This is a genomic window from uncultured Microbacterium sp. (genome assembly GCF_937927635.1).
Classification (GTDB): Bacteria; Actinomycetota; Actinomycetes; order Actinomycetales; family Microbacteriaceae; genus Microbacterium.
Map to the genome: position 1 here is coordinate 15,445 of NZ_CALBRW010000007.1, position 19,479 is coordinate 34,923.

A 19,479-nucleotide genomic window follows, 5' to 3' on the forward strand; every position below is an offset into this window, starting at 1 on the left:
ATCGGGACGGATGAGCGAGCACAAGGAGCAGATCGCAGACAGCGAGGACGTCCCGCTGCCGCGCTCCAGCCTTGCGGATGCCGCGTATGCGGACATCCGGGCGCGCATCCTGGACGGCAGGATCGCCCCCGGCGAGCGGGTGACCGTGCGACCGATCGCGGATCGGCTGGGGCTGTCGGCGACGCCGATCAAGGCCGCCCTGGTGCGACTCGAGCGCGAGGGGCTGATCGCCTCCCTGCTGCACCGCGGCTTCTTCGTGCCGGACCTCGGCGAGGACGACGCGGCCGAGATCTATCAGCTCCGGGAGGCGCTGGACGGGATGGCGGCGGCCCTCGCGGCCGAGGATGCGCGATCCGGTTCCGAGTCGGCGGCGCTCGCGCGGCTGTGCGACGAGCAGGCGGAGCGCCTTGCGGCGCAGGACATCGACGGCTACCGGCGCCTGGACATCGATTTCCACCGCGCCCTGTGGCAGGCGAGCGGCAATTCCCGGATCCTCCGGGCCGGTGAGCCGATGCTCGACCAGATGCTGCTCGGCAACGCCCTCTCCGCGCGCCGGCCGGGTCGCGGTGACGAGTCGCTGCGTGAGCACCGGGCGATCGTGGCAGCCATCGCGCGCGGCGATGCCGCGGATGCGTCGGCGCTCGCCCGTGAGCACATCCGGCACTCGCACCGGAGCTTCCTCGCTGCGACGGCGCAGTAGCGGCTCACCCGCGGGAGTTCCGGCATGCCGCGCCGCGGGGCCCGAAGGCCACCTCGGGGATGACTCTTGACGGGCTGTTCTCCTCTGGCTATCGTTGTTCGCATTCCGACAGAAAATGTTGGAAATAGAACATCAGGAAGAGGATGGACACGATGCCAGGGACCGGGACCGACTCGTCGAGGGTACTGCGGTACGGGCTGATCGGCGCAGGCACGATGGGTCAGGAGCACATCCGCTACACCGAGCTGATCGACGGCGCGCAGATCGTCGCGATCGCCGACCCGCACGCCCCGTCGATCGAGAGGGCCCGCGACATGCTCACCCGCAATGTCGCGACCTACGACTCTCATCTCGAGATGCTCGCGAGCGAACAGCTCGACGCACTCCTCATCGCCACGCCGAACGACACCCACGCCGGCATCCTGCTGGACGTCTTCGGTTCGGGTGCGCACCTGCCGATCCTGGTCGAGAAGCCGCTGGTCACCTCGGTCGAGGACGTCGAGCGCATCCGAGAGGCCGCTGCCGCCTATCCGGCGCCCGTCTGGGTCGCGATGGAGTACCGCTACATGCCGCCCGTGCAGTCGTTCCTTAAGGACGTCCACGGCGGCCGGGTCGGAACGCCGCGGATGCTGGCGATCACCGAGCATCGCTTCCCGTTCCTGCACAAGGTCGATGCCTGGAACCGCTTCGCGGCCCGCACGGGCGGAACCCTCGTCGAGAAGTGCTGCCATTTCTTCGACCTCATGCGCCTGATCCTGCAGGATGAGCCGGTGCGGGTGTACGCGTCGGGCGCAGCGGACGTGAACCACAAGGACGAGGAGTACGACGGCCACGTGCCGGACATCCTCGACAACGCTTTCGTGGTCGTCGACTTCTCGCGCGGCAGCCGAGCGATGCTGAACCTCTCAATGTTCGCGGAGGGCAGCCGGTACCAGGAGCACATGTCCGTCGTGGGTGACATCGCGAAGGTGGAGATCGGCGTCCCGGTGTCGGCTCATCACTGGGATGCCGCGGAGACCCCGGCCTACATCGAGTTCAGCCCCCGCGACCCGCAGGGTCCGCAGCGCGAGGACGTGGTCGTCGACCAGGAGCTGCTGCTCGCCGGAGGGCACTACGGATCCACGTACTTCGAGCACCGGAAGTTCCAGCAGGTGGTGCGCGGACAGGCCGAGGTGGAGGTCACGGTCGAGGACGGGCTCCGCGCGGTGCTGATGGGTATGGCCGCCGAGCGCTCCGTCGTCGAGCACGCGCCCGTCGAGCTCGACCTCACCTCGGCCAGGCTCGGACAGGAGGTCCTCGGATGAAGTGGCTCAACACCCCTGCGCACGCCCGCTGGCTGGAGGCGGAGGCCGACCGGACCTTCGAATTCGGCCGTGCCGCTAAGGTGTCGAACGGATTCGGCTGGCTGAGCAACCAGGGCGCGGTCCGAGAGGACAAGAACACCGAGCTCTGGATCACCAGCCGCATGGTGCACGTGTACTCGCTGGCAGCACTCATGGGTCGTCCCGGCGCGGCTTCGTACGTGGATCACGGCATCCGGGCACTGAACGGCGTGCTGCGCGACCACGTCAACGGCGGATGGTTCGCCGAGGTGGATGCGGCGGGCCCGGTCGATGACACCAAGGCCGGCTATGCCCATTGCTTCGTGCTCCTCGGTGCCGCGAGCGCCACGGCCGCGGGCCGGCCGGGCGCGCGCGAGCTGCTGGACGACGCCATCGAGCTGTTCGAGAAGCGCTTCTGGGATGACGAGAACCAGGTCAGCCTGGAGTCGTGGAACGCGGACTTCACCGAGACGGAGGCGTACCGCGGCGGCAACGTCAACATGCACTCGGTGGAGGCCTTCCTCGTGATCGCGGATGTCACCGGCGATGATGTGTGGCTGCACCGCGCGCTCGCGATCTCGGCCCGGGTGATCCACGACGTCGCCCGCAGCAACAGCTACCGGGTCGTGGAGCACTTCGACGAGAACCTCGACCCGCTGTTCGAGTACAACACCGACAACCGTGCGCACCGCTTCCGCGCCTACGGTGGGACGCCGGGTCACTGGACCGAATGGGCCCGCCTGCTGCTGTCGCTGCGCGCGTCGCTCCTGGATCGTGGCCTGGATGCCCCCGAATGGCTGCTCGAAGATGCTGTCGGCGTCTTCCAGGCGGCGGTGCGCGACGCATGGGAGCCGGACGGGAACCCCGGATTCGTGTACTCGGTGGGCTGGGACGGGCGGCCGGTGGTGCGCGAGCGCATCCGCTGGGTCGTGGTCGAGGCGATGGGCGGCGCGTCCGCGCTGTACAACGTCACCGGCGAGGAGCAGTACGAGCAGTGGTACCAGCGATTCTGGGACTATGCGAAGAACCACCTGATGGACACTGAGAACGGTTCATGGTGGCAGGAGCTCTCCCCGGAGAACGTCGTCTCCACCGAGGTCTGGGACGGTAAGCCCGACATCTACCACCTGATGCACTGCCTGCTGGTGCCGCGCCTGCCCCTGGCTCCCGCGATGGCACCGGCACTCGCCGCCGGCCTGCTGGACTCGGTGACGTCATGACATCGGCACTCGCGGTCTTCGTAGGCGTCGCGACCGAGGACTCGATCGCGGTCGTCGACCGGTACCCGGGCGCCGACGAGCGCATCGTCGCCTCGGGGATGGTGTTCGGCGGGGGAGGTCCGGCGGCCACCGCCGCGGTCACCGCGGCACGCCTCGGCGTGCCGAGTGCCGCCATCGCAGCGGTGGGAGAGGATGAGGCAGCCGATCGCGTGCGCGAGCGACTGCGCTCCGAGGGCGTCGACATCTCCGGCATCGTGACCGTGCCCGGGGCCGAGACCTCGCGCAGCATCGTCGTGATCAGCGGCGCCGAGCGGTCCAGGGCGATCGTGAATCGCGTCGGGCCCGCGCTCGAGGTCTCCGGCGACCCGCGCGCCCTCGAGCTGGTGGCCGGAGCGAGGTGGGTGCACGTCGATCAGCACGGCTGGCGTGCGGTGCACAACGCGCGGGAGCGGGTCGGATCGGGCATCCGGCTGTCGATCGACGCGGGCAACCACATCCCCGGCCTCAACCTGCACGACACCGCCCTCTACGCCCCCACCCGCGAGGCGCTCGAGCGGCGCTACGGCGCCGTCGGCATCGCCGACGGCATGCGCCGCGCACTCGCCGAGGGCGCCGGAGCCGTGGTCGTCACCGACGGAGGTCGCGGGTCCCACGGCCTGCGCGCCGACGGCACCGCTGTCTTCGCTGCCCCTCCTGCGGTCCAGCTCGTGAGCACTCTCGGCGCGGGCGACGTCTTCCATGGAGCGCTGATCGCCGCCCTGATCCGCAACGAGGACGGCACGCTCGAGGGCGGATTCGAACGGGCGGTGGCCTACGCCACCGTCGTGGCCACGCTCTCCTGCCGCGGCATCGACGGGAGATCGAGCATACCCGACCACGACGAGACGATGCGGGTGCTGACGGCGGCCGAAGCGGATGCCCGGACCGTCCGAGAAGCCGTCTGAGAAGAGGAACACGAATGACCGACACGAGTACCGACACCGACCGTCTCGCACCCCTGCGCAGACCGTCCGGAGCCTTCGCGATGCTGGCAGTCGACCAGCGGGAGGCGCTGCGGAACATGCTCGCCGAGCACAGCGACACCCCCGTAACGGACGAGCAGGTCACGGCCTTCAAGCTCGATGCGGCCCGTATCCTCACCCCGTACGCGTCCGCGGTCCTGATCGACCGGCAGTTCGCGCTCGACGAGGCGATCTCTCAGGGCATCGTCGACTCGGGCTGCGGTCTGATCGGCTCCGCCGACCACTTCGAGTCGGCGCACGGCGAGCTGGTGGGCGAGGTCACGATCGACCGGCTCGTCGACGCGCGCGCGCTCAAAGCCCGGGGCGTGGTCGCGCTCAAGTTGCTCGTGCTGCACCGTCCGGATGAGGATCCCGCTGAGCGCGTGGCGATGACCCGCGAGTTCATCGGCATCTGCGCCGACGCGGGGCTGGCCAGCATCATCGAGCCGGTCTCGCGCGCCCCGCTCGCGGGTGGGGACTGGGACTGGAACGCGGGCATTCACCAGGCAGCAGCGGAGCTGGGAGGGCTCGGCGCCGACCTGTACAAGGCGGAGATGCCCCTGCACGGGAAGGGCGACGAGGTCGTGCTGCGCGCGGAATGCGCACGGCTGACCGCAGCCGTCGACGGACCCTGGGTGATTCTGTCATCCGGCGTCTCCCCGGATCTATTTCCCGAGGCGGTGCGGATCGCCTGCGACGCCGGCGCGTCCGGATTCCTCGCCGGCCGTGCCGTCTGGGCGCCCTCCCTCGGCGCCGACGACGTGACCGCCGACCTCGAGACCCATGCCGTCGCACGATTGCGGCGGCTCTGCGACGTCGCCGACCGTGCGGTCGGACGATGACCACCCAGCAACACACCACCAACACAACGGAGTAATGGGAATGTCTGCATTTGAGAAGTGGCAGCCGACGCGCCGCCAGCTGTTCGGAGCCGCAGGAGCACTGGGCCTGAGCGCCGTCCTCGCCTCGTGCGCAGGACCCGGTACAGGCGCGGGCACGAGTACGGCCGGCAGCGGAGGAGGCCTCAAGCCCGGCGGCAAGGTCAAGGGCGACATCTCGTTCGCGCACTGGCGCGGCGAGGACCGCGAGGCGTTCGCTGACCTGATCAAGAAGTTCGTCGAGAAGTACCCCGGCACCTCGGTGAGCCAGGACATCTCGACCTCGAACGACTACGCCGCGCAGGCCTTCCGACGCTTGCGCGACGGGAAGATCGGCGACGTCGCGGTGGCCGGGCGCGGCGATCAGTTCGAGCAGTTCACCTCGACCGGCCTGTTCATCCCCCTGGACGACACTGGACTGACCGAGAAGTACCAGGCCAGCCTCATCACGGAGGGCGCGAAGGACGGCAAGCAGTACGGCTACCCGTACCAGATCGTCTACAACGTGCCGATCGCGAACATGGACCTGCTCAGCAGTGTCGGCGTCACCGAGGCACCCGCCGACTGGGACTCCTACATCGACATGCTCGACAAGCTCAAGGCAAAGGGACTCACGCCGATCGCGTTCCCCGGGGCGGATGCCGGCAACGCGGGCCAGTTGATGAACTCGATGGTCATGAACATCGCCCCGTCCGATGACATGTTCACGAAGATCGAGAACGGCGAGTACAAGTGCACGGATGACTGGTTCATCGAGATGCTGCGCAAATACCAGCAGCTCGGCGCGTACATCCAGCCCAACGCCGCCGGCACCGCAGTGGAGCCCGCCCAGCAGATGTTCGCGACGCAGAAGGCCGCGATCTTGTCGACCGGCAGTTACCACATCGCCGCGGTGCGCGCGTTGGGGGCGAAGTTCCCGATCGACCTCGTGCCCGCACGCACCAACGCGAAGGGCGAGGGCAAGTACGAGGGCATCTACAACGCGACCTTCATCCTGGGCATCAACTCCAAGAGCGCCAACAAGCCGACCGCGCTGGCCTGGCTGGAGTTCCTCAGCGACGCGAAGAACGCTGGCGAGTACGGCGACGCGACCGCCCAGCACACGTCGGTGGCGGGGGTCGAGTACAAGAACCCCGACCTGAAGCGCATCGCGCCGTGGCTGGATCGCAAGCTCGTCATCGCACCCCGCTTCCAGTTCCTCGACCTCGACATGCGCAATGCGGTCGAGGCGTCCGGCCTCGCGGCCATGACCGGTACCAGCCCCGAGAAGGCCGCCGAGGACGCGCAGAAGATCGTCGACGAGCGAATCGCAGCCAAGGGGTAGCACCGTGACCACGACCGAGCTCATCGTCACGGCGACGGCGAAGAAGCGGCGGGTCGGCGTGCGGCGCGCCGGGAGGAGGACAGCGCCAGCGCTGTACCTCTTCCCGGTGCCCGCGCTGATCATCTACGTCGCGTTCTTCATCATCCCGACGCTGCAGACCTTCCAGTACTCGATCACGAACTGGGACGGCTACAGCGCGGCGTTCGACTACGTCGGATTGAAGAACTTCGGCCGGGCCCTCACCGGTGACACCCTGTTCACCAACGCGCTGACGAACAACATGAAGTTCATGGGCGTCGTGGTGGTCGGCCAGACGGCGGTGGCACTGACCATGGCCGTGCTCCTGATGAAGAACACGAAGACGAACGTGTTCCTGCGCGCGCTGTACTTCTTCCCGACGATCCTGTCCTCGGTCTCGGTCGGGTTCATCTGGAAGTTCGTCTACGACCCCAACTACGGCGTGATCAACAGCATCCTGGGATCGGTCGGGGTGCAGGGGCCTGGCTTCCTCGGCGATGCAACGACCGCGATCTACTGGCTGGCGGTGACCCAGATCTGGTTCCACGCCGGCATGATGATCGTGATCTTCGTCGCAGGCCTGCAGGCCATCCCGGCGGAGCTCTACGAGGCGGCCGAGGTCGACGGGGCGGGCCCGTGGAAGCGGTTCACCTCGATCACCTGGCCGCTTATCGCGCCCGCGATGTCGATCGTGGTCGCTTACACGACCATCCAGTCCTTCAAGGCGTTCGACGTGGTGCTCAGCATCTCGGGGAACCCGCCGAGCAGGGCGCTGGACATCCTGTCGACCCGTATCTACTCCACTTTCGCGAACTCTCAGTTCGGGTACGCCGCGGCCGAGTCGGTGCTGTTCATCATCTTCATCCTCGTGGCCGTGTTCGTGCTGCGCCGGTTCCTCCGACTCATCCAGAGGGGCGAATCATGATCGGAAAGCTCTCGCGCGGTGTCGTGCTCACCATCTATGCACTGCTCATCGCCATCCCCCTGATCGTCGTCTTCTCCGGGAGCTTCAAGACCACCAGCGAGCTCTTCGCGAACTCGTTCGGATTCCCGCCGAAGCCGAGCCTGGACAACTATCACGAGGTGCTCACCGGCGGGAACCTGGCCACCGCCTTCGCCAACAGCGCCGTGATCACGGTGTGCTCGGTAGTGCTGACCCTGTTCCTGGCGTCTCTGGCGGCGTACGGCATCTCGCGGATCCCGGGGTGGAAGGGCGTCGTGCTGCTCGGTGTCTTCGTGGTCGGGATGTCGGTGCCGACGCAGGCGAACATGATCCCGCAGTACGTGCAGTTCGGGCAGCTGGGTCTGCTCGACAGCCAGTTCGGCCTGATCCTCATCAACATCGTGATGACGCTGCCCGTGGCGGTGTTCATCCTTGGCGGCTTCATGAAGACCCTGCCGACCGGACTGTACGAGGCCGCCGAGATCGACGGATCGGGTGCGTGGCGCACCTACGTTTCCATCGCGATGCCGCTCTCGGCGCCCTCGCTCGCGGCAACCGCGACGTTCCTGTTCGTCATGCACTGGAACGAGCTGCTCTATCCGTTGATGTTCATCTCCTCAGATTCGAAAGTGACCCTGCCTCTGGCGCTGCTGCGCTTCCAGGGCGAGTACCTCACGAACTATCCGGTGCTGTTCGCCGGCGTGGTGCTGGCATCCGTGCCGATCGTGATCGCGTACGTGTTCCTGCAGCGGTACTTCGTGGCGGGCATGACCAGCGGGGCCGTCAAGGGCTGACATCGGCGTATGCCGGAGAAGGAGAACACATGGATACCAGGACCACCCTCATCGACGGCGTCTGGACGGCGCTAGAGCGTCGTCGCGAGGTCACCTCGCCGGGGACCGGAGAAGTGGTGGGAAGCGTGTGCTGGGGGACCGCGGACGACGCCCGCCGGGCGGCGGATGCCGCGGCCGCGGCGTTCGAGTCCTGGGCGGGGATGCCAGGGCGGGCGCGCGCCGACATCCTGCTGCGGGCGGCCGATCTGCTCGCCGAGCGACGTGACGGGATCGCGCGCATGCTCGCGGCGGAGGCGGGTAAGCGCCTCCCAGAGGCAGTGGGCGAGTTGACGTTCTCGGCCGAGTACGTACGCTGGTTCGCCGAGGAGGTCCGCCGACCCCAGGGCAGCGTGTACGCGCAGGAGGATCCGGCGCGCCGGCATCTCAGCATCCGCAGCGCCGCAGGCGTGGTCGTCAGCCTGACGTCGTGGAACTTCCCCTGCTCGCTGCAGGCGCGCAAGCTGGCGCCGGCGCTCGCCGCGGGGTGCCCCGTCGTCGTGCGCGCGTCCGAACGGGCACCGTTGGCGGTGACCGAGATGATCCGCGCGTTCACGGATGCGGGAGTGCCTGCGGGGGTGCTCGGGCTCGTCCACGGGCCGTCACGCGAGATCACGGACGCCCTCCTCGAGCATCCGGCTGTGCGGGTGGTCACCTTCACAGGATCGACGGCGGTGGGGCGCGCGATCATGGCCAAGGCGGCTGAGAGAGTGGTGCGGCCGATGCTCGAACTGGGCGGCGACGCGGGGTTCGTGGTCTTCGACGACGCGGATGTCGACGAAGCCGTGGAGGCGGCACTGCTGGCGAAGACGCGCAACACTGGACAGTCCTGTGTGGCGGCCAACCGCTTCATCGTGCACGAGGACGTCCATGACGAGTTCGTGGCCAAGCTCGCGGCACGGCTCGACGCGCTGACCATTGGAGACGGCCTCGCCGATCCGGTGCCGGATCTCGGGCCGATGATCGACGCGAAGGGCGTGCTCGCAGTGAACGAGATCGTGGCGGATGCCCTTGCGCGGGGGGCCCATGAGGCCACTGCGCCTCGCGAGGTTCCTTCGGGCGGGACCTTCGCAAAGCCGGCGCTGTTCACGCACGTTCCAGACGACGCTCGTATGGCACGGGAGGAGGTCTTCGGACCTGTTGCGGGTGTCTTCCCGTTCCGCACTGAGGATGAGGCGATCGCGCGCGCCAACGGAACGGAGATGGGACTGGCAGCCTACGTCTTCTCTAAAGACGCGTCGCGATGCTGGCGCGTGGCGGAGAGGCTTCAGGCCGGCATTGTCGGAATCAATGATCCCCTGCCATCCGTGGCATTCGCACCCATGGGCGGAGTGAAGCAGTCGGGACTGGGACGCGAGGGATCGACGATCGGACTCGAGGAGTTCACTGAGCCGAAGTACCTTGCATGGCGGTTGTGATCATGCTGACTGGCCAGGGCCAGCCGTGGCGGTGACCGGCTGGCTTGCGCATCTAGCGCTGGGAGGCGCAGTGTTCCTCGGCGCTACGACGCAGCGAATCTCCGGTATGGGCTTCGCCTTGGTAGCTTCGCCATTCCTGGTGGCGCTGCTCGGTCCGTTCGAAGGCGTTGTGCTGATCAATCTGCTCGGCGCCGTGACTGCGTTCACGCTGTTCTTGACAGAGTGGCGGCGAGTCGAATACCGGCGGGTCGGACAGCTTCTGGTCCCGGCGGTCGTCATGGCCCTTCCCGGCGCGCTGGTGGCACGGCTGGTACCCTCGGCGATCCTCTCGATCGTCGTAGGAGGATTGGTCGTGCTCACCCTGGCGGGGAGCTTCTTCGCTGTGAGTAACGTGCGGGTGATGGGCCGGGGAGGGGCGGTGCTGGCAGGTGGCATCTCGGGGTTCATGAGCGCATCGGCGGGAGTGGGAGGACCCGCGATTTCAGCATATGCGATCGCGATCCGATGGCCGCAACCAGCCTTCGCCGTGACGGTGCAGCCGTACTTCTGCGCTCTGGCGATCACGTCGCTCGTGTTCAAGGGAGCATTGCCGCAGCTGACATGGGCAGACTGGACGGCGTGCGGAGCGGCGCTCGCTCTGGGTATCGTGGCCGGACAGCTCCTCGCACGGGTCGTGAAGCCGCGGGCAGCCCGGGCGATGGTCATCGTCCTGGCCTTCGCGGGTGCCGCTGTCATCATCATCAAGGGACTGCTGGAGTTGGGGGCGTTGTGAGTCCGCTCGGGGCCGTCAGGCACCTATGTTGTAAGCAGGCGAGGCGCGCACGGCGCCGGCGGGTCGGTGTGGAGGCAGGTGAACATGGCAAGCAATGACGCTTTGACGTCGCGCCAGCGCGCGATCGTGCAGGACCTTAAGGAGCGCGGTTTCGTCTCGACGACTGCCCTCGCCGAGAAATATCAGGTGTCGGACATGACGATCCGGCGCGACGCCCGACGGCTCGAGCAGCAGGGGATCGCTCGCTCCGTGCACGGTGGCCTCATGCTCCCGCACGACACCATGCACGGCGTAGGTTTCGCGGCGCGCGCCAACAACGACAGCGACGCCAAGCACCGCATCGCCGCGGCGTGTGTGGAGATCATCGGGCCTCATGAACGTGTCTTCATCGATGCCGGCACCACTGCGTACAGCGTTGCGCGTGCACTGCCTGCGGCATTCGCGGGAACGCTGATTACGCACTCGGTCCCGGTTGCGCAGATCGCGCTGCAGTTGCCGGATGCCACGACAATCTCGCTGGGCGGCCAGCTCCTGCACGACAGTCAGGCGTTCGTGGGATACCTCGCGATCGCCAACCTCCGGGAACTTCGCGCGGAGACGGCGTTCATCGGGATAGCGGGTGTGGACCAGAACGGCCTCTACATCGAGCGGAATCTTGAGCTCTCAACGAAGCGCGCGATCATGGCGGCCTCCGATCGAGTCGTCCTGGTCGCCGCCTCCAGCAAGATGGGACGCAGCGATCTCGTGCGTCTGGGCGACTTCGGGGACATCGACGTGCTGGTGACGGATCGGCTACCACCGGATTCGATCGCGGCCGCGCTCGCAGAGGCGAACGTTCAAGTCATCGTCACCGATGAGTGAGGATCTATTGACTGCTCTGCGGGTGGGATTCCTCGGTGACGGGCACATCAACGGGGTGCTGCGCAGGGCCGTGGAGGCCTCGCGGTCCTACGAGGTGGTCGGGTCATACGGGCGGGACGATGTCCTGCCGGATCACGCGGATGTCGACGTGATCGTCGAGGCGGCCACGCAGCAGGCCGTGCGCGAGCGCGTGCCGGGCCTGCTGGAGGCCGGCGTCGACGTCATCCTGCTCTCCGTCGGGGCGCTCGCCGATCCCGGGCTGCGCTCTCGACTGCTCGAGGGGAACAGGGGGAGGCTGATCGCCTGCACGGGCGCCATCGGCGGGCTGGACCAGGTGCGTGCGCTGCGAGCCGCAGGACCGCTGAGCGAGGTGTCGATAGAGAGCCGCAAGCTGCCGGCATCCCTCATCCAGTCGTGGATGCCCGACGGGCTGAAGGACGACCTGCGCACCCGCACCACGGAGCTGCTGCTGGCCGACGGGCCCGCAGGAGACGTCGCGCGGCGGTTCCCGGCATCCGCCAACGTCGCGGCGTCTCTCGCGCTCGCCGCGGATGCCTGGGACTTCGCCACCGCGCGTGTGATCGCCGATCCCGACGCGGTGCAGACCCGGCACGAGATCCACGCTGTGGGCGAGCTCGGCGAGGTGCGCGCGGTGGTCGTCAACACGCCGTCGAGCGAGCGCCCGCGGTCCAGCGCCGTGGTGGCGTGGGCCGCTCTGCGCTCGCTCGACGACTACGCGCGGCTGCGCGGGTTCGACGCGGAGGGTGCCGCGTTCCTCTGAGCGGGTGCCGTGCTGTGGGCGGCTGTGCTCCCGAGAATCCGTGCGGTCAGGCGATTACGCCGAAACCGGCGGTCCAGGAGACCTTCTCGGAGACAGCGAGCGAGAGCTGCAGGAAGCCGAGGGCCTCGAGCTCGTGGGCGCGGGCGAGGCTGCCGGCATCGATGGCGCCCAGGCCCGCGGCGGTGATCAGGCCGGCGAGCTGAGTCTTGGCGTCGGTGTCGTCACCGGCGATCAGAACGGTGGTGGTCGTCTGCCCGCCGACCTTGCCGGAGGCGAGTGTGGCGGCGAAGGTGGTGTTGAAGGCCTTCAGCACCTTGGCGCCCGGGAGCGCTGCGGCGAGCTCGGCGGCCGCACTGCTTCCCACCGGGACGACAAGGCTGTCGAACGTCTCGAAGTTCACCGGGTTCGTGATGTCCACGACGGTGCGCCCGGTCAGCTGGTCGGCGTAGTCGGCCGCGATCTGCGCGAGCGCGGCGTGCGGGACGGCGAGGACGACGATGTCTCCCTCGATGGTGGCGGTGGTGTCCTTGGCGATGTGCTGGATGTCGGCGCCGCCGCGGGCGAGAACACCCGCGATCGCCTGCCCCATGTTGCCGTTGCCGAAGATCGTGACCGTGGTCATGTGCTGCTCCTGTCTGTACGGGCCGAATGCCCTCAGTGACTTCAATGTTCAAGTCACTCGGGATATTCCCGCTAGCCTGAGAACATGTCGACTCATCCTCCCTCCGACGTCGATAAGCGTGCCTACAGGTCGCTCGTCATGCTGTCCCACCTGCTGCAGGCCACGCTGGACCGGTCGACGCGTGCGGATGCCGGACTGCCGCACGGCCTGTACACCGTGCTGGCGCTGTTGTACGACGCGCCGGAGCACCGCATCCGCCTGAAGCGCCTGGCTCGGGACCTGCGGTTCTCGCCCAGCCGGCTGAGCCATGCGATCAAGCGCCTCGAGTCGCTGGGGCTGCTGCAGCGGGTCGACAGCGAGGTGCGGGGGAAGTCGTGGGATGCCGTGCTCACGCCCGCGGGCGTCGCGACGGTGCGTCACGCGGCGCCGCGGCAGATGCGCACCGTGCGGGATCCGCTGCTCGCGGTGCTGAGCTCCGACGAGGCGGCTCAGCTCGCCGTCATCGCGGAGAAGCTCAACGCGCGGCTGGAGTCGCTGGAGGATTCGGGCGGGGTCAGTACTCGCCCTTGATCACGAAGTACGAGCCCCGGATGGTGCCCGCCAGCTTGGACTTCTGGCGTGCGAACTTGAAGGCGCCGAGCTCGTCGGGCACCTCCATGCCGTCGGACAGCTTGAAGCCGACCGCGTGCTTGCCGCCTTCGGCCAGTTCGTAGAGCACGTTGATCGCCAGGCCCGATTCGTAGAAGACGTACGCCCAGCGGATGCCGGGAACCGGCGGCTCGGCGACCTCGAGCGCGGGGGAGGCGATGACGATGCCGCGCTCGTCCTTGAGGATCCTCGTGACCCAGGCCAGCGTGTCGGTGCCCGCTGCGGGCTCGGTGGTGAAGTCGATGTCGTACTTGTTGTGGAAGTACCGCGCCTCATTCGCGCGCAGGCCGGCGAGAGCCTCGGCGACGGGCGAGGACTCCAGGCCCACGGTGGAGACGGTGGTGAAATCGACGACGTACGACATGGGGATCACGCTATACCGGCGAGGCGCGCCGAACTAGGATCGGAGCGTCGGCCCTGCTGGCGGCATCCGAGATCGCCTATCGCGTGCTGACGCTGGCCGGAGCCGCCTACATGGTCTGGCAGGGCGGGTCGCTGATCTGGAAGTCGTTCCGCCGGGGAGCGGATGCCGGTGGCCACGGGCTGCCTGTCTCCCGGGCATCCGATTCCCTCGGCCGAGCATGGCTCACCGGCTTCGGGACCAACCTGCTCAACCCGAAGGTGGGCGTGTTCTACCTGGCCACGATCCCGCAGTTCATCCCGCACGGCACCTCGCCGGCGCTGATGGGCGTGGCGCTCGCCGCGGTGCACGCGCTGCTGTCGATCGTCTGGTTCACCCTGATCATCGTCGCCACCGCAGCCGTGTCGCGATGGTTGCGCACCCCGCGCGCGGTGCGCGTGATCGATCGGATCACCGGCGTGGTGCTGATCGGCTTCGGCGTGAAGCTGGCCGCGTTCCCGCGCTGACCAGCCGAAGGCGCCGTTCGGATGGGTCAGCCGACCGGGTGGACGAGTTCGAACCGCTCGCAGAGCACCGGCATGTCCGGCGCCCATCCGCGGGGGCTCTCGGAGTGGTTGCGCCAGAACCTCTCGTGGATCTCGCGCCAGGCGTCCAGCGATCGATCGCCCTCGCCCTCGGCGTGCGCGTGCTCGGCGTCGACCTCGTCGAACGGCATGGTGCGCAGCGAGGTGGTGCGGATCACCGCGCGCGGCGAACCGGCGCCGTCGAGGATGATGCTCAGATCGCCGACCTGCGGCAGCGCCTCGCCGGACGCTTCGTAGTCCCACATGGAGGATGCCGTACCCGTCTTGGTGCCCGACAGGACGAGATCGAGCAGCCCATCGGCGTGCTCGGGGGTCGCGCCGAACGCCCACGCCTCGGGCACGGCGTCAGGCAGCGATGGCATCCGGCTGCGCAACTCGGACCAGAACGCGACGAGCGTCTCTTGCGTTGCGGTGATCATGGAGGGGCTGACGGGAATCGAACCCGCGCTGTCTGCTTGGGAAGCAGAAGTTCTGCCATTGAACTACAGCCCCGCTGCGCCTGAAGGCGCCTGGCAAGCATAACAAAGGTCGGGGGCTTGCCGTTTCGTCTCGCTTCGCTCGCTCAACGACCGGTGAGAACCCGGTACCAGGCCGAGCATGGCACCAAAGTGCCACCGGGCCCGCGCAGGTTCATCCTGCGGGCGGACGCGCCGGCGGCATCCGGCGAAATAGCGTCGTAGGCATGATCACAGCAGAGGGCCTCGGCAAGAGGTACGGAGACAAGGTCGCCGTGGACGGGATCTCGTTCACGGTGCGCCCCGGGAGCGTTACGGGGTTCCTCGGACCCAACGGCGCCGGCAAGTCCACCACGATGCGCATGATCGTCGGCCTGGACCGTCCGACGACCGGCGGCGTCACCATCAACGGCAAGGACTACTGGCAGCTGACCTCGCCGCTCACCGAGGTCGGCGCGCTCCTGGACGCGAAGGCGGTGCACACCGGACGAAGCGCACGCAACCATCTGCGTGCCATGGCTGCCACGCACGGCATCCCGAACTCCCGCGTCGACGAGGTGATCGACATCACCGGCATCGGCTCCGTCGCCCGCAAGCGCGCCGGCGGCTTCTCGCTCGGCATGGGCCAGCGCCTCGGCATCGCGGCCGCCCTGCTCGGCGACCCGCACACGCTCATCCTCGATGAGCCCGTCAACGGCCTCGACCCCGAGGGCGTGCGCTGGGTGCGCGAGTTCGTCCGCCACGCGGCATCCGAGGGCCGCACCGTCCTGCTCAGCAGCCACCTGATGAGCGAGATGTCGCAGACCGCCGACCACGTGATCGTGCTGGGGCGCGGCCGCATCCTCGCCGACGCGCCGCTCAGCGACCTGGTGCGGCAGTGGACCACCGCCCGCGTGCACGTGCGCAGCCCGCGCGCCGCGGAACTGGCGGATGCCGTCGCCGGCCGCGACGTGGAGGTCGTCACCACCGATCAGTTCACGCTCGACGTGACCGGGCTGCCCGCATCCCGCATCGGCGACATCGCCGCCGAACGCGGCATCGCCGTGCACGAGCTCACCCCCACCAGCGGATCGCTGGAGGATGCCTACCTGGCCCTCACCGGCGATTCCGTCGAATACCGCACCCGCGCCGTCCCGCAGACGGATGCCGCGCTGGAAGGAGCACTCGCATGACCGCCATCCAGGCGCGAGCCACCCACGTCCCCTCACCCGCCCGCAACCTGACCTTCGTGCGCCAGCTGCGCAGCGAGTGGATCAAGCTCACCACCGTGCGCGGCACCTGGTGGTCGGTCGGGATCGTCGCGGTCATCACGGTGGCGATCGCGTTCGCCGTGACCTCGGCGATGTCCGGTCCGGTCGACAACATCATGATGGCCGTGCTCATGCCCGTTCAGCTGACCATGCTGATCGCCGGCATCCTCGGGGTGATCTCGGTGACCGGCGAGTACTCCACAGGCATGGTGCGCTCCACGTTCACCGCCGACCCGGTGCGCGGCTCGGTGCTGGCGGCCAAGGCCGTGGTGATGGCCGCGTTCATGTTCGTCGTCTCGCTGGTCGTCTTCACCGTCGCCGCGATCGGGATCAGCCCCATCGCCGCCGCGAAGGACATCGCCGTGGACTGGGCCGATCCGGCGAAGACGATCCTGCCGATCCTGGCAGCCTCGGCTGTCATGGCGCTGTTCGCGCTGCTGGGCGTGGGCATCGGATTCCTGGTGCGCTCCGGCGCCGGGGCCATCGCGGTGACCGTCGGCATCATGTTCGTGCTGCCGATCATCCTGCAGCTGCTGGGCATGTGGCTGCACGACCTGCCCTGGGTGCTCTCGATGGTGGACTACCTGCCCACCTCCGCCGCACCCGACGTGATCCTGCCCTCCGACGGCGGCGCCCTCAACGGCCCGGCATCCTGGGGCGTGCTGGCCGCCTGGCCGGCCGTGGCACTGCTCGGCTCGTGGGCCGTGCTGCGCGCGCGGGATGTGTGACCCGGGCAAGCGACGGGCTCAGGGACCCATAAGTAGGCTCGACAGCATGACGACCAGCCGCAGCTCCGCCGTCCTCCGGGACGAGGAGCTGCGGCTGCCGCGTCCGCCCGGTGTGATCCGGCGGTTCTGGGCACGGCATCCGCTGTTCGCGGACATCCTCATCGCGTTCTTCTGCCTGCTCGTCTCGGTCGGCACCAGCACGATCCCCGAGCCGGGCGCGCCGAAGCCCTCGTTCGGGGCGATGACGGTGATGCTGCTGATCGTGCTCGGCGGCTGCGTGCTGATGGTCTGGCGGCGTCGGTGGCCGGTGCTCGTGCTCGCCGCCGGCATCCTCGCCGATGTCACCGTGATGCTGTTCATGCGGTCCTCAGGACTGCCGATCCTCAGCCTGGCCATATATGCGCTGGCCGTGTACCGCTCGATGCGTGCGAGCTGGATCGGGCTCGGCGCCGGAGTCCTGATCCCCGGCAGCCTGGCGTTCGCCTGGTTCGGCGCCGGCGGGATCACTCTCGGCACCGCGATGAACATCCTGTTGGCCATCGCGATCCCCGGTCTGATCGCCGCCCTCATCGGCATCAACGTCGGCAACCGCAAGCGCTATGTCGAGGCCATCATCGACCGCTCCCGCCAGCTGCTGGTGGAGCGCGATCAGCAGGCGCAGCTGGCCGCCGCCGCCGAGCGCGACCGCATCGCCCGCGAGATGCACGACATCGTCTCGCACTCGCTGACCGTCGTCGTGGCGCTCTCCGAGGGCGCCGCCGCGACCGACGACCGGGATCGCGCCCGCGACGCGTCGATGGCCGCAGCCGCCACCGCGCGCAACGCGCTGACTGAGATGCGCTCGATGCTGGGTGTGCTCCGCGACGGCGATGCGGATGCCCCGCTCGCGCCGCTGGAGCCCACCAGCCCTGCGGCCACGGTCCAGACCGCTCAGCGCGCCGGCTTCCGAGCATCCCTCGCCGTGCGTGGGGAGCCGGATGCTGCGCCCGCGCTGCGGTTCGCCGTCGGCCGCATCGTGCAGGAGGGCGTCACCAACGCAATCCGTCACGCGCCCACCACCCACGGCATCGACGTGCGCATCGACTACGACGCGTCGCCGCTGATCATCGAGATCGTCAACGACGGGGCACCGGATGCCGCCGCGGAGGGTGGCTTCGGGCTGCGCGGCCTCGCCGAGCGGGCCTCGCTGCTGGGCGGGGTGCTGGTGTCGGCCCCGGCCGGGAACGGCAGATGGATGCTGCGCGCCGAGCTGCCGCACGCTTCGGCGGGCTCAGCGACCCAGGCATCCGAAGTGGCGGCGTCGCCGCCCCCGCTCAGCGCCCCCGCCCCTGCTGGTGGACGAAACTCAGCAGGGGCGAAGGCGGCCAGCAGGGGCGGCGATCGGGAGGGCGGCGGCGCAGACATTCTGGCGGGGCGAGCGGAGGAGGGACACACATGACAGACCCCATCCGCGTGCTGCTGGTCGATGACCAGCAGCTGATCCGCATCGGCTTCCGACTGGTGCTCGACGCCGAGGACGACATCGAGGTGGTCGGCGAGGCCGGTGATGGGGCGGATGCCATCGCCCAGGTCGCCACGCAGCATCCCGACGTCGTCCTCATGGACGTGCGGATGCCCGGTATGGACGGCATCGCCGCCACCGCGCAGATCGTACGTCGGCATCCGGATGTGCGCGTGCTCGTGCTGACCACCTTCGACCTGGACGAGTACGCGTTCGGCGCCATCCGCGCGGGTGCCAGCGGCTTTCTGCTGAAGGACGCCCAGCGCGCCGAGCTCATCTCCGCCGTGCGGGCCGTGCATCGCGGCGACGGTGCGCTCGCACCCCGTGCCACCAGGGCGCTGTTGGATCATCTGGCACCGCACCTCGACGAGCCGAGGCCCGCGGCGCGGGCATCCGATCCGCTGGCAGAGCTGACCGATCGCGAACGCGATGTGTTCGGCGCCATTGCGCAGGGGCTCAGCAACACCGAGATCGCCCAGCAGCTGTTCCTCAGCGAGTCGACCGTGAAGACGCACGTCGGCCGGGTGCTGCAGAAGCTCGGCGCCCGCGATCGCGTGCACGTCGTGATCCTCGCGTACGAGTGGGGGCTGGCCTGACCATCGGCCGCAGTGGGACACACCCCCGCGCTCCGGCATCCGCACCGTTACGCTGAAGACGTGCTTCTCAGCGACCGCGACATCAAGGCAGAACTCGCATCGGGCCGCATCGGGCTGTCCCCGTACGACGAGGAGATGGTGCAGCCCTCCAGCGTGGACGTGCGGCTGGACCGGTACTTCCGGCTGTTCGACAACCACAAGTACCCGTTCATCGACCCGTCGGTCGAGCAGCCCGAGCTGACCAGGCTCATCGAGGTGGCGCCCGACGAGCCGTTCATCCTGCACCCCGGAGAGTTCGCGCTGGGCGCCACCTTCGAGCAGGTGTCGCTGCCCGACGACATCGCCGCGCGCCTGGAGGGCAAGTCGTCGCTGGGCCGTCTGGGGCTGATCACGCACTCCACGGCCGGCTTCGTCGACCCCGGCTTCACCGGGCACGTCACGCTGGAGCTCGCCAACGTCGCGACCCTGCCGATCAAGCTGTGGCCGGGCATGAAGATCGGCCAATTCTGCTTCTTCCGGCTGACCTCGCCGGCTGAGCACGCCTACGGCTCCGGCGCGTACGGCAACCGCTATCAGGGGCAGCGGGGCCCCACGGCATCCCGCTCGTACCTGAACTTCCACCGCATCGATGTGAGCACGACAGACGCAGGAGCGATCGGAGGCTGA

At 68.5% G+C, this 19,479-nt stretch carries 22 protein-coding genes and 1 tRNA gene; 19 read left to right on the forward strand and 4 right to left on the reverse strand.

Going from position 1 to position 19,479, the window contains the following annotated elements:
- Nucleotides 1-10: 10 nt before the first annotated feature.
- From Q0568_RS01820 to Q0568_RS01875, 12 genes are all read left to right on the forward strand, one after another.
- Nucleotides 11-700 (forward strand): GntR family transcriptional regulator, encoded by a 690-nt coding sequence (locus Q0568_RS01820; RefSeq protein WP_298861296.1) that lies wholly within the window; start codon nucleotides 11-13, stop codon nucleotides 698-700.
- 152 nt (nucleotides 701-852) lie between these two features.
- On the forward strand, nucleotides 853-2,004 hold the full coding sequence (locus Q0568_RS01825) for a Gfo/Idh/MocA family oxidoreductase (RefSeq protein ID WP_298861299.1): 1,152 nt from the start codon (nucleotides 853-855) through the stop codon (nucleotides 2,002-2,004).
- Nucleotides 2,001-3,242 carry an AGE family epimerase/isomerase gene (locus Q0568_RS01830; protein WP_298861302.1) on the forward strand — a complete coding sequence of 414 codons (1,242 nt, stop codon included), beginning with the start codon at nucleotides 2,001-2,003 and terminating at the stop codon, nucleotides 3,240-3,242. Before Q0568_RS01825 ends, Q0568_RS01830 begins: the two co-directional genes overlap by 4 nt.
- Nucleotides 3,239-4,186, forward strand: coding sequence for a PfkB family carbohydrate kinase (locus Q0568_RS01835; RefSeq protein ID WP_298861305.1), 948 nt, complete (start codon nucleotides 3,239-3,241; stop codon nucleotides 4,184-4,186). The genes Q0568_RS01830 and Q0568_RS01835 overlap by 4 nt, the downstream gene beginning before the upstream one ends.
- Before the next feature lie 14 nt (nucleotides 4,187-4,200).
- Nucleotides 4,201-5,085 carry an aldolase gene (locus Q0568_RS01840; protein WP_298861311.1) on the forward strand — a complete coding sequence of 295 codons (885 nt, stop codon included), beginning with the start codon at nucleotides 4,201-4,203 and terminating at the stop codon, nucleotides 5,083-5,085.
- Nucleotides 5,086-5,125: 40 nt separating this feature from the next.
- Nucleotides 5,126-6,445, forward strand: a complete 1,320-nt coding sequence (locus Q0568_RS01845) for an extracellular solute-binding protein (protein ID WP_298861314.1) — start codon at nucleotides 5,126-5,128, stop codon at nucleotides 6,443-6,445.
- A gap of 4 nt (nucleotides 6,446-6,449) precedes the next feature.
- Nucleotides 6,450-7,388: a carbohydrate ABC transporter permease gene (locus Q0568_RS01850; protein ID WP_298861317.1), complete on the forward strand. Its 939-nt coding sequence runs from the start codon at nucleotides 6,450-6,452 to the stop codon at nucleotides 7,386-7,388.
- Nucleotides 7,385-8,200, forward strand: a complete 816-nt coding sequence (locus Q0568_RS01855; protein WP_298861320.1) for a carbohydrate ABC transporter permease — start codon at nucleotides 7,385-7,387, stop codon at nucleotides 8,198-8,200. Before Q0568_RS01850 ends, Q0568_RS01855 begins: the two co-directional genes overlap by 4 nt.
- A 29-nt stretch (nucleotides 8,201-8,229) precedes the next feature.
- On the forward strand, nucleotides 8,230-9,654 hold the full coding sequence (locus Q0568_RS01860; RefSeq protein ID WP_298861322.1) for an NAD-dependent succinate-semialdehyde dehydrogenase: 1,425 nt from the start codon (nucleotides 8,230-8,232) through the stop codon (nucleotides 9,652-9,654).
- 25 nt (nucleotides 9,655-9,679) lie between these two features.
- Complete coding sequence (locus tag Q0568_RS01865) at nucleotides 9,680-10,426, forward strand: sulfite exporter TauE/SafE family protein (RefSeq protein WP_298861324.1); 747 nt, start codon at nucleotides 9,680-9,682, stop codon at nucleotides 10,424-10,426.
- 84 nt (nucleotides 10,427-10,510) lie between these two features.
- Nucleotides 10,511-11,287 carry a DeoR/GlpR family DNA-binding transcription regulator gene (locus Q0568_RS01870; protein ID WP_298861326.1) on the forward strand — a complete coding sequence of 259 codons (777 nt, stop codon included), beginning with the start codon at nucleotides 10,511-10,513 and terminating at the stop codon, nucleotides 11,285-11,287.
- A 7-nt stretch (nucleotides 11,288-11,294) separates the two neighbouring features.
- Nucleotides 11,295-12,068 (forward strand): aspartate dehydrogenase domain-containing protein, encoded by a 774-nt coding sequence (locus Q0568_RS01875; protein ID WP_298861329.1) that lies wholly within the window; start codon nucleotides 11,295-11,297, stop codon nucleotides 12,066-12,068.
- Nucleotides 12,069-12,114: 46 nt separating this feature from the next.
- On the opposite strand, the gene Q0568_RS01880 is transcribed toward Q0568_RS01875, so the two are convergent.
- Entirely contained in the window at nucleotides 12,115-12,690 is a 576-nt protein-coding gene (locus tag Q0568_RS01880; protein WP_298861332.1) for an NAD(P)-binding domain-containing protein, read from the reverse strand.
- Between the two features lie 84 nt (nucleotides 12,691-12,774).
- Between Q0568_RS01880 and Q0568_RS01885 the strand changes: the two genes are divergently transcribed.
- Nucleotides 12,775-13,260 carry a MarR family transcriptional regulator gene (locus tag Q0568_RS01885; protein WP_298861336.1) on the forward strand — a complete coding sequence of 162 codons (486 nt, stop codon included), beginning with the start codon at nucleotides 12,775-12,777 and terminating at the stop codon, nucleotides 13,258-13,260.
- Here the strand turns inward: Q0568_RS01885 and Q0568_RS01890 are convergent.
- Nucleotides 13,244-13,702, reverse strand: coding sequence for a phage tail protein (locus Q0568_RS01890; RefSeq protein ID WP_298861339.1), 459 nt, complete (start codon nucleotides 13,700-13,702; stop codon nucleotides 13,244-13,246). The two genes, Q0568_RS01885 and Q0568_RS01890, sit on opposite strands and share 17 nt — an antisense overlap.
- Before the next feature lie 38 nt (nucleotides 13,703-13,740).
- Here Q0568_RS01890 and Q0568_RS01895 point away from each other — a divergent pair, with 38 nt between their 5' ends.
- Nucleotides 13,741-14,205, forward strand: a complete 465-nt coding sequence (locus Q0568_RS01895; protein WP_298861636.1) for a LysE family translocator — start codon at nucleotides 13,741-13,743, stop codon at nucleotides 14,203-14,205.
- A 26-nt stretch (nucleotides 14,206-14,231) separates the two neighbouring features.
- Here Q0568_RS01895 and Q0568_RS01900 read toward each other — a convergent pair whose 3' ends face one another.
- Both Q0568_RS01900 and Q0568_RS01905 read right to left on the reverse strand, forming a co-directional pair.
- Nucleotides 14,232-14,702 carry an ASCH domain-containing protein gene (locus Q0568_RS01900; RefSeq protein ID WP_298861342.1) on the reverse strand — a complete coding sequence of 157 codons (471 nt, stop codon included), beginning with the start codon at nucleotides 14,700-14,702 and terminating at the stop codon, nucleotides 14,232-14,234.
- A tRNA-Gly gene (locus Q0568_RS01905) sits at nucleotides 14,702-14,775 on the reverse strand. The genes Q0568_RS01900 and Q0568_RS01905 overlap by 1 nt, the downstream gene beginning before the upstream one ends.
- A gap of 190 nt (nucleotides 14,776-14,965) precedes the next feature.
- On the opposite strand from Q0568_RS01905, the gene Q0568_RS01910 reads away from it, so the two are divergent.
- From Q0568_RS01910 to dcd, 5 genes are read left to right on the forward strand one after another with little or no spacing between them, the layout of a single operon-like run.
- Nucleotides 14,966-15,910: an ABC transporter ATP-binding protein gene (locus Q0568_RS01910; RefSeq protein WP_298861344.1), complete on the forward strand. Its 945-nt coding sequence runs from the start codon at nucleotides 14,966-14,968 to the stop codon at nucleotides 15,908-15,910.
- Nucleotides 15,907-16,716 (forward strand): ABC transporter permease, encoded by an 810-nt coding sequence (locus Q0568_RS01915; RefSeq protein ID WP_298861347.1) that lies wholly within the window; start codon nucleotides 15,907-15,909, stop codon nucleotides 16,714-16,716. The genes Q0568_RS01910 and Q0568_RS01915 overlap by 4 nt, the downstream gene beginning before the upstream one ends.
- A 46-nt stretch (nucleotides 16,717-16,762) precedes the next feature.
- Complete coding sequence (locus Q0568_RS01920; protein WP_298861350.1) at nucleotides 16,763-18,154, forward strand: histidine kinase; 1,392 nt, start codon at nucleotides 16,763-16,765, stop codon at nucleotides 18,152-18,154.
- Nucleotides 18,151-18,813, forward strand: a complete 663-nt coding sequence (locus tag Q0568_RS01925) for a response regulator transcription factor (protein ID WP_298861353.1) — start codon at nucleotides 18,151-18,153, stop codon at nucleotides 18,811-18,813. Before Q0568_RS01920 ends, Q0568_RS01925 begins: the two co-directional genes overlap by 4 nt.
- A 60-nt stretch (nucleotides 18,814-18,873) precedes the next feature.
- Nucleotides 18,874-19,479, forward strand: a complete 606-nt coding sequence (gene dcd / locus Q0568_RS01930; protein ID WP_298861355.1) for a dCTP deaminase — start codon at nucleotides 18,874-18,876, stop codon at nucleotides 19,477-19,479.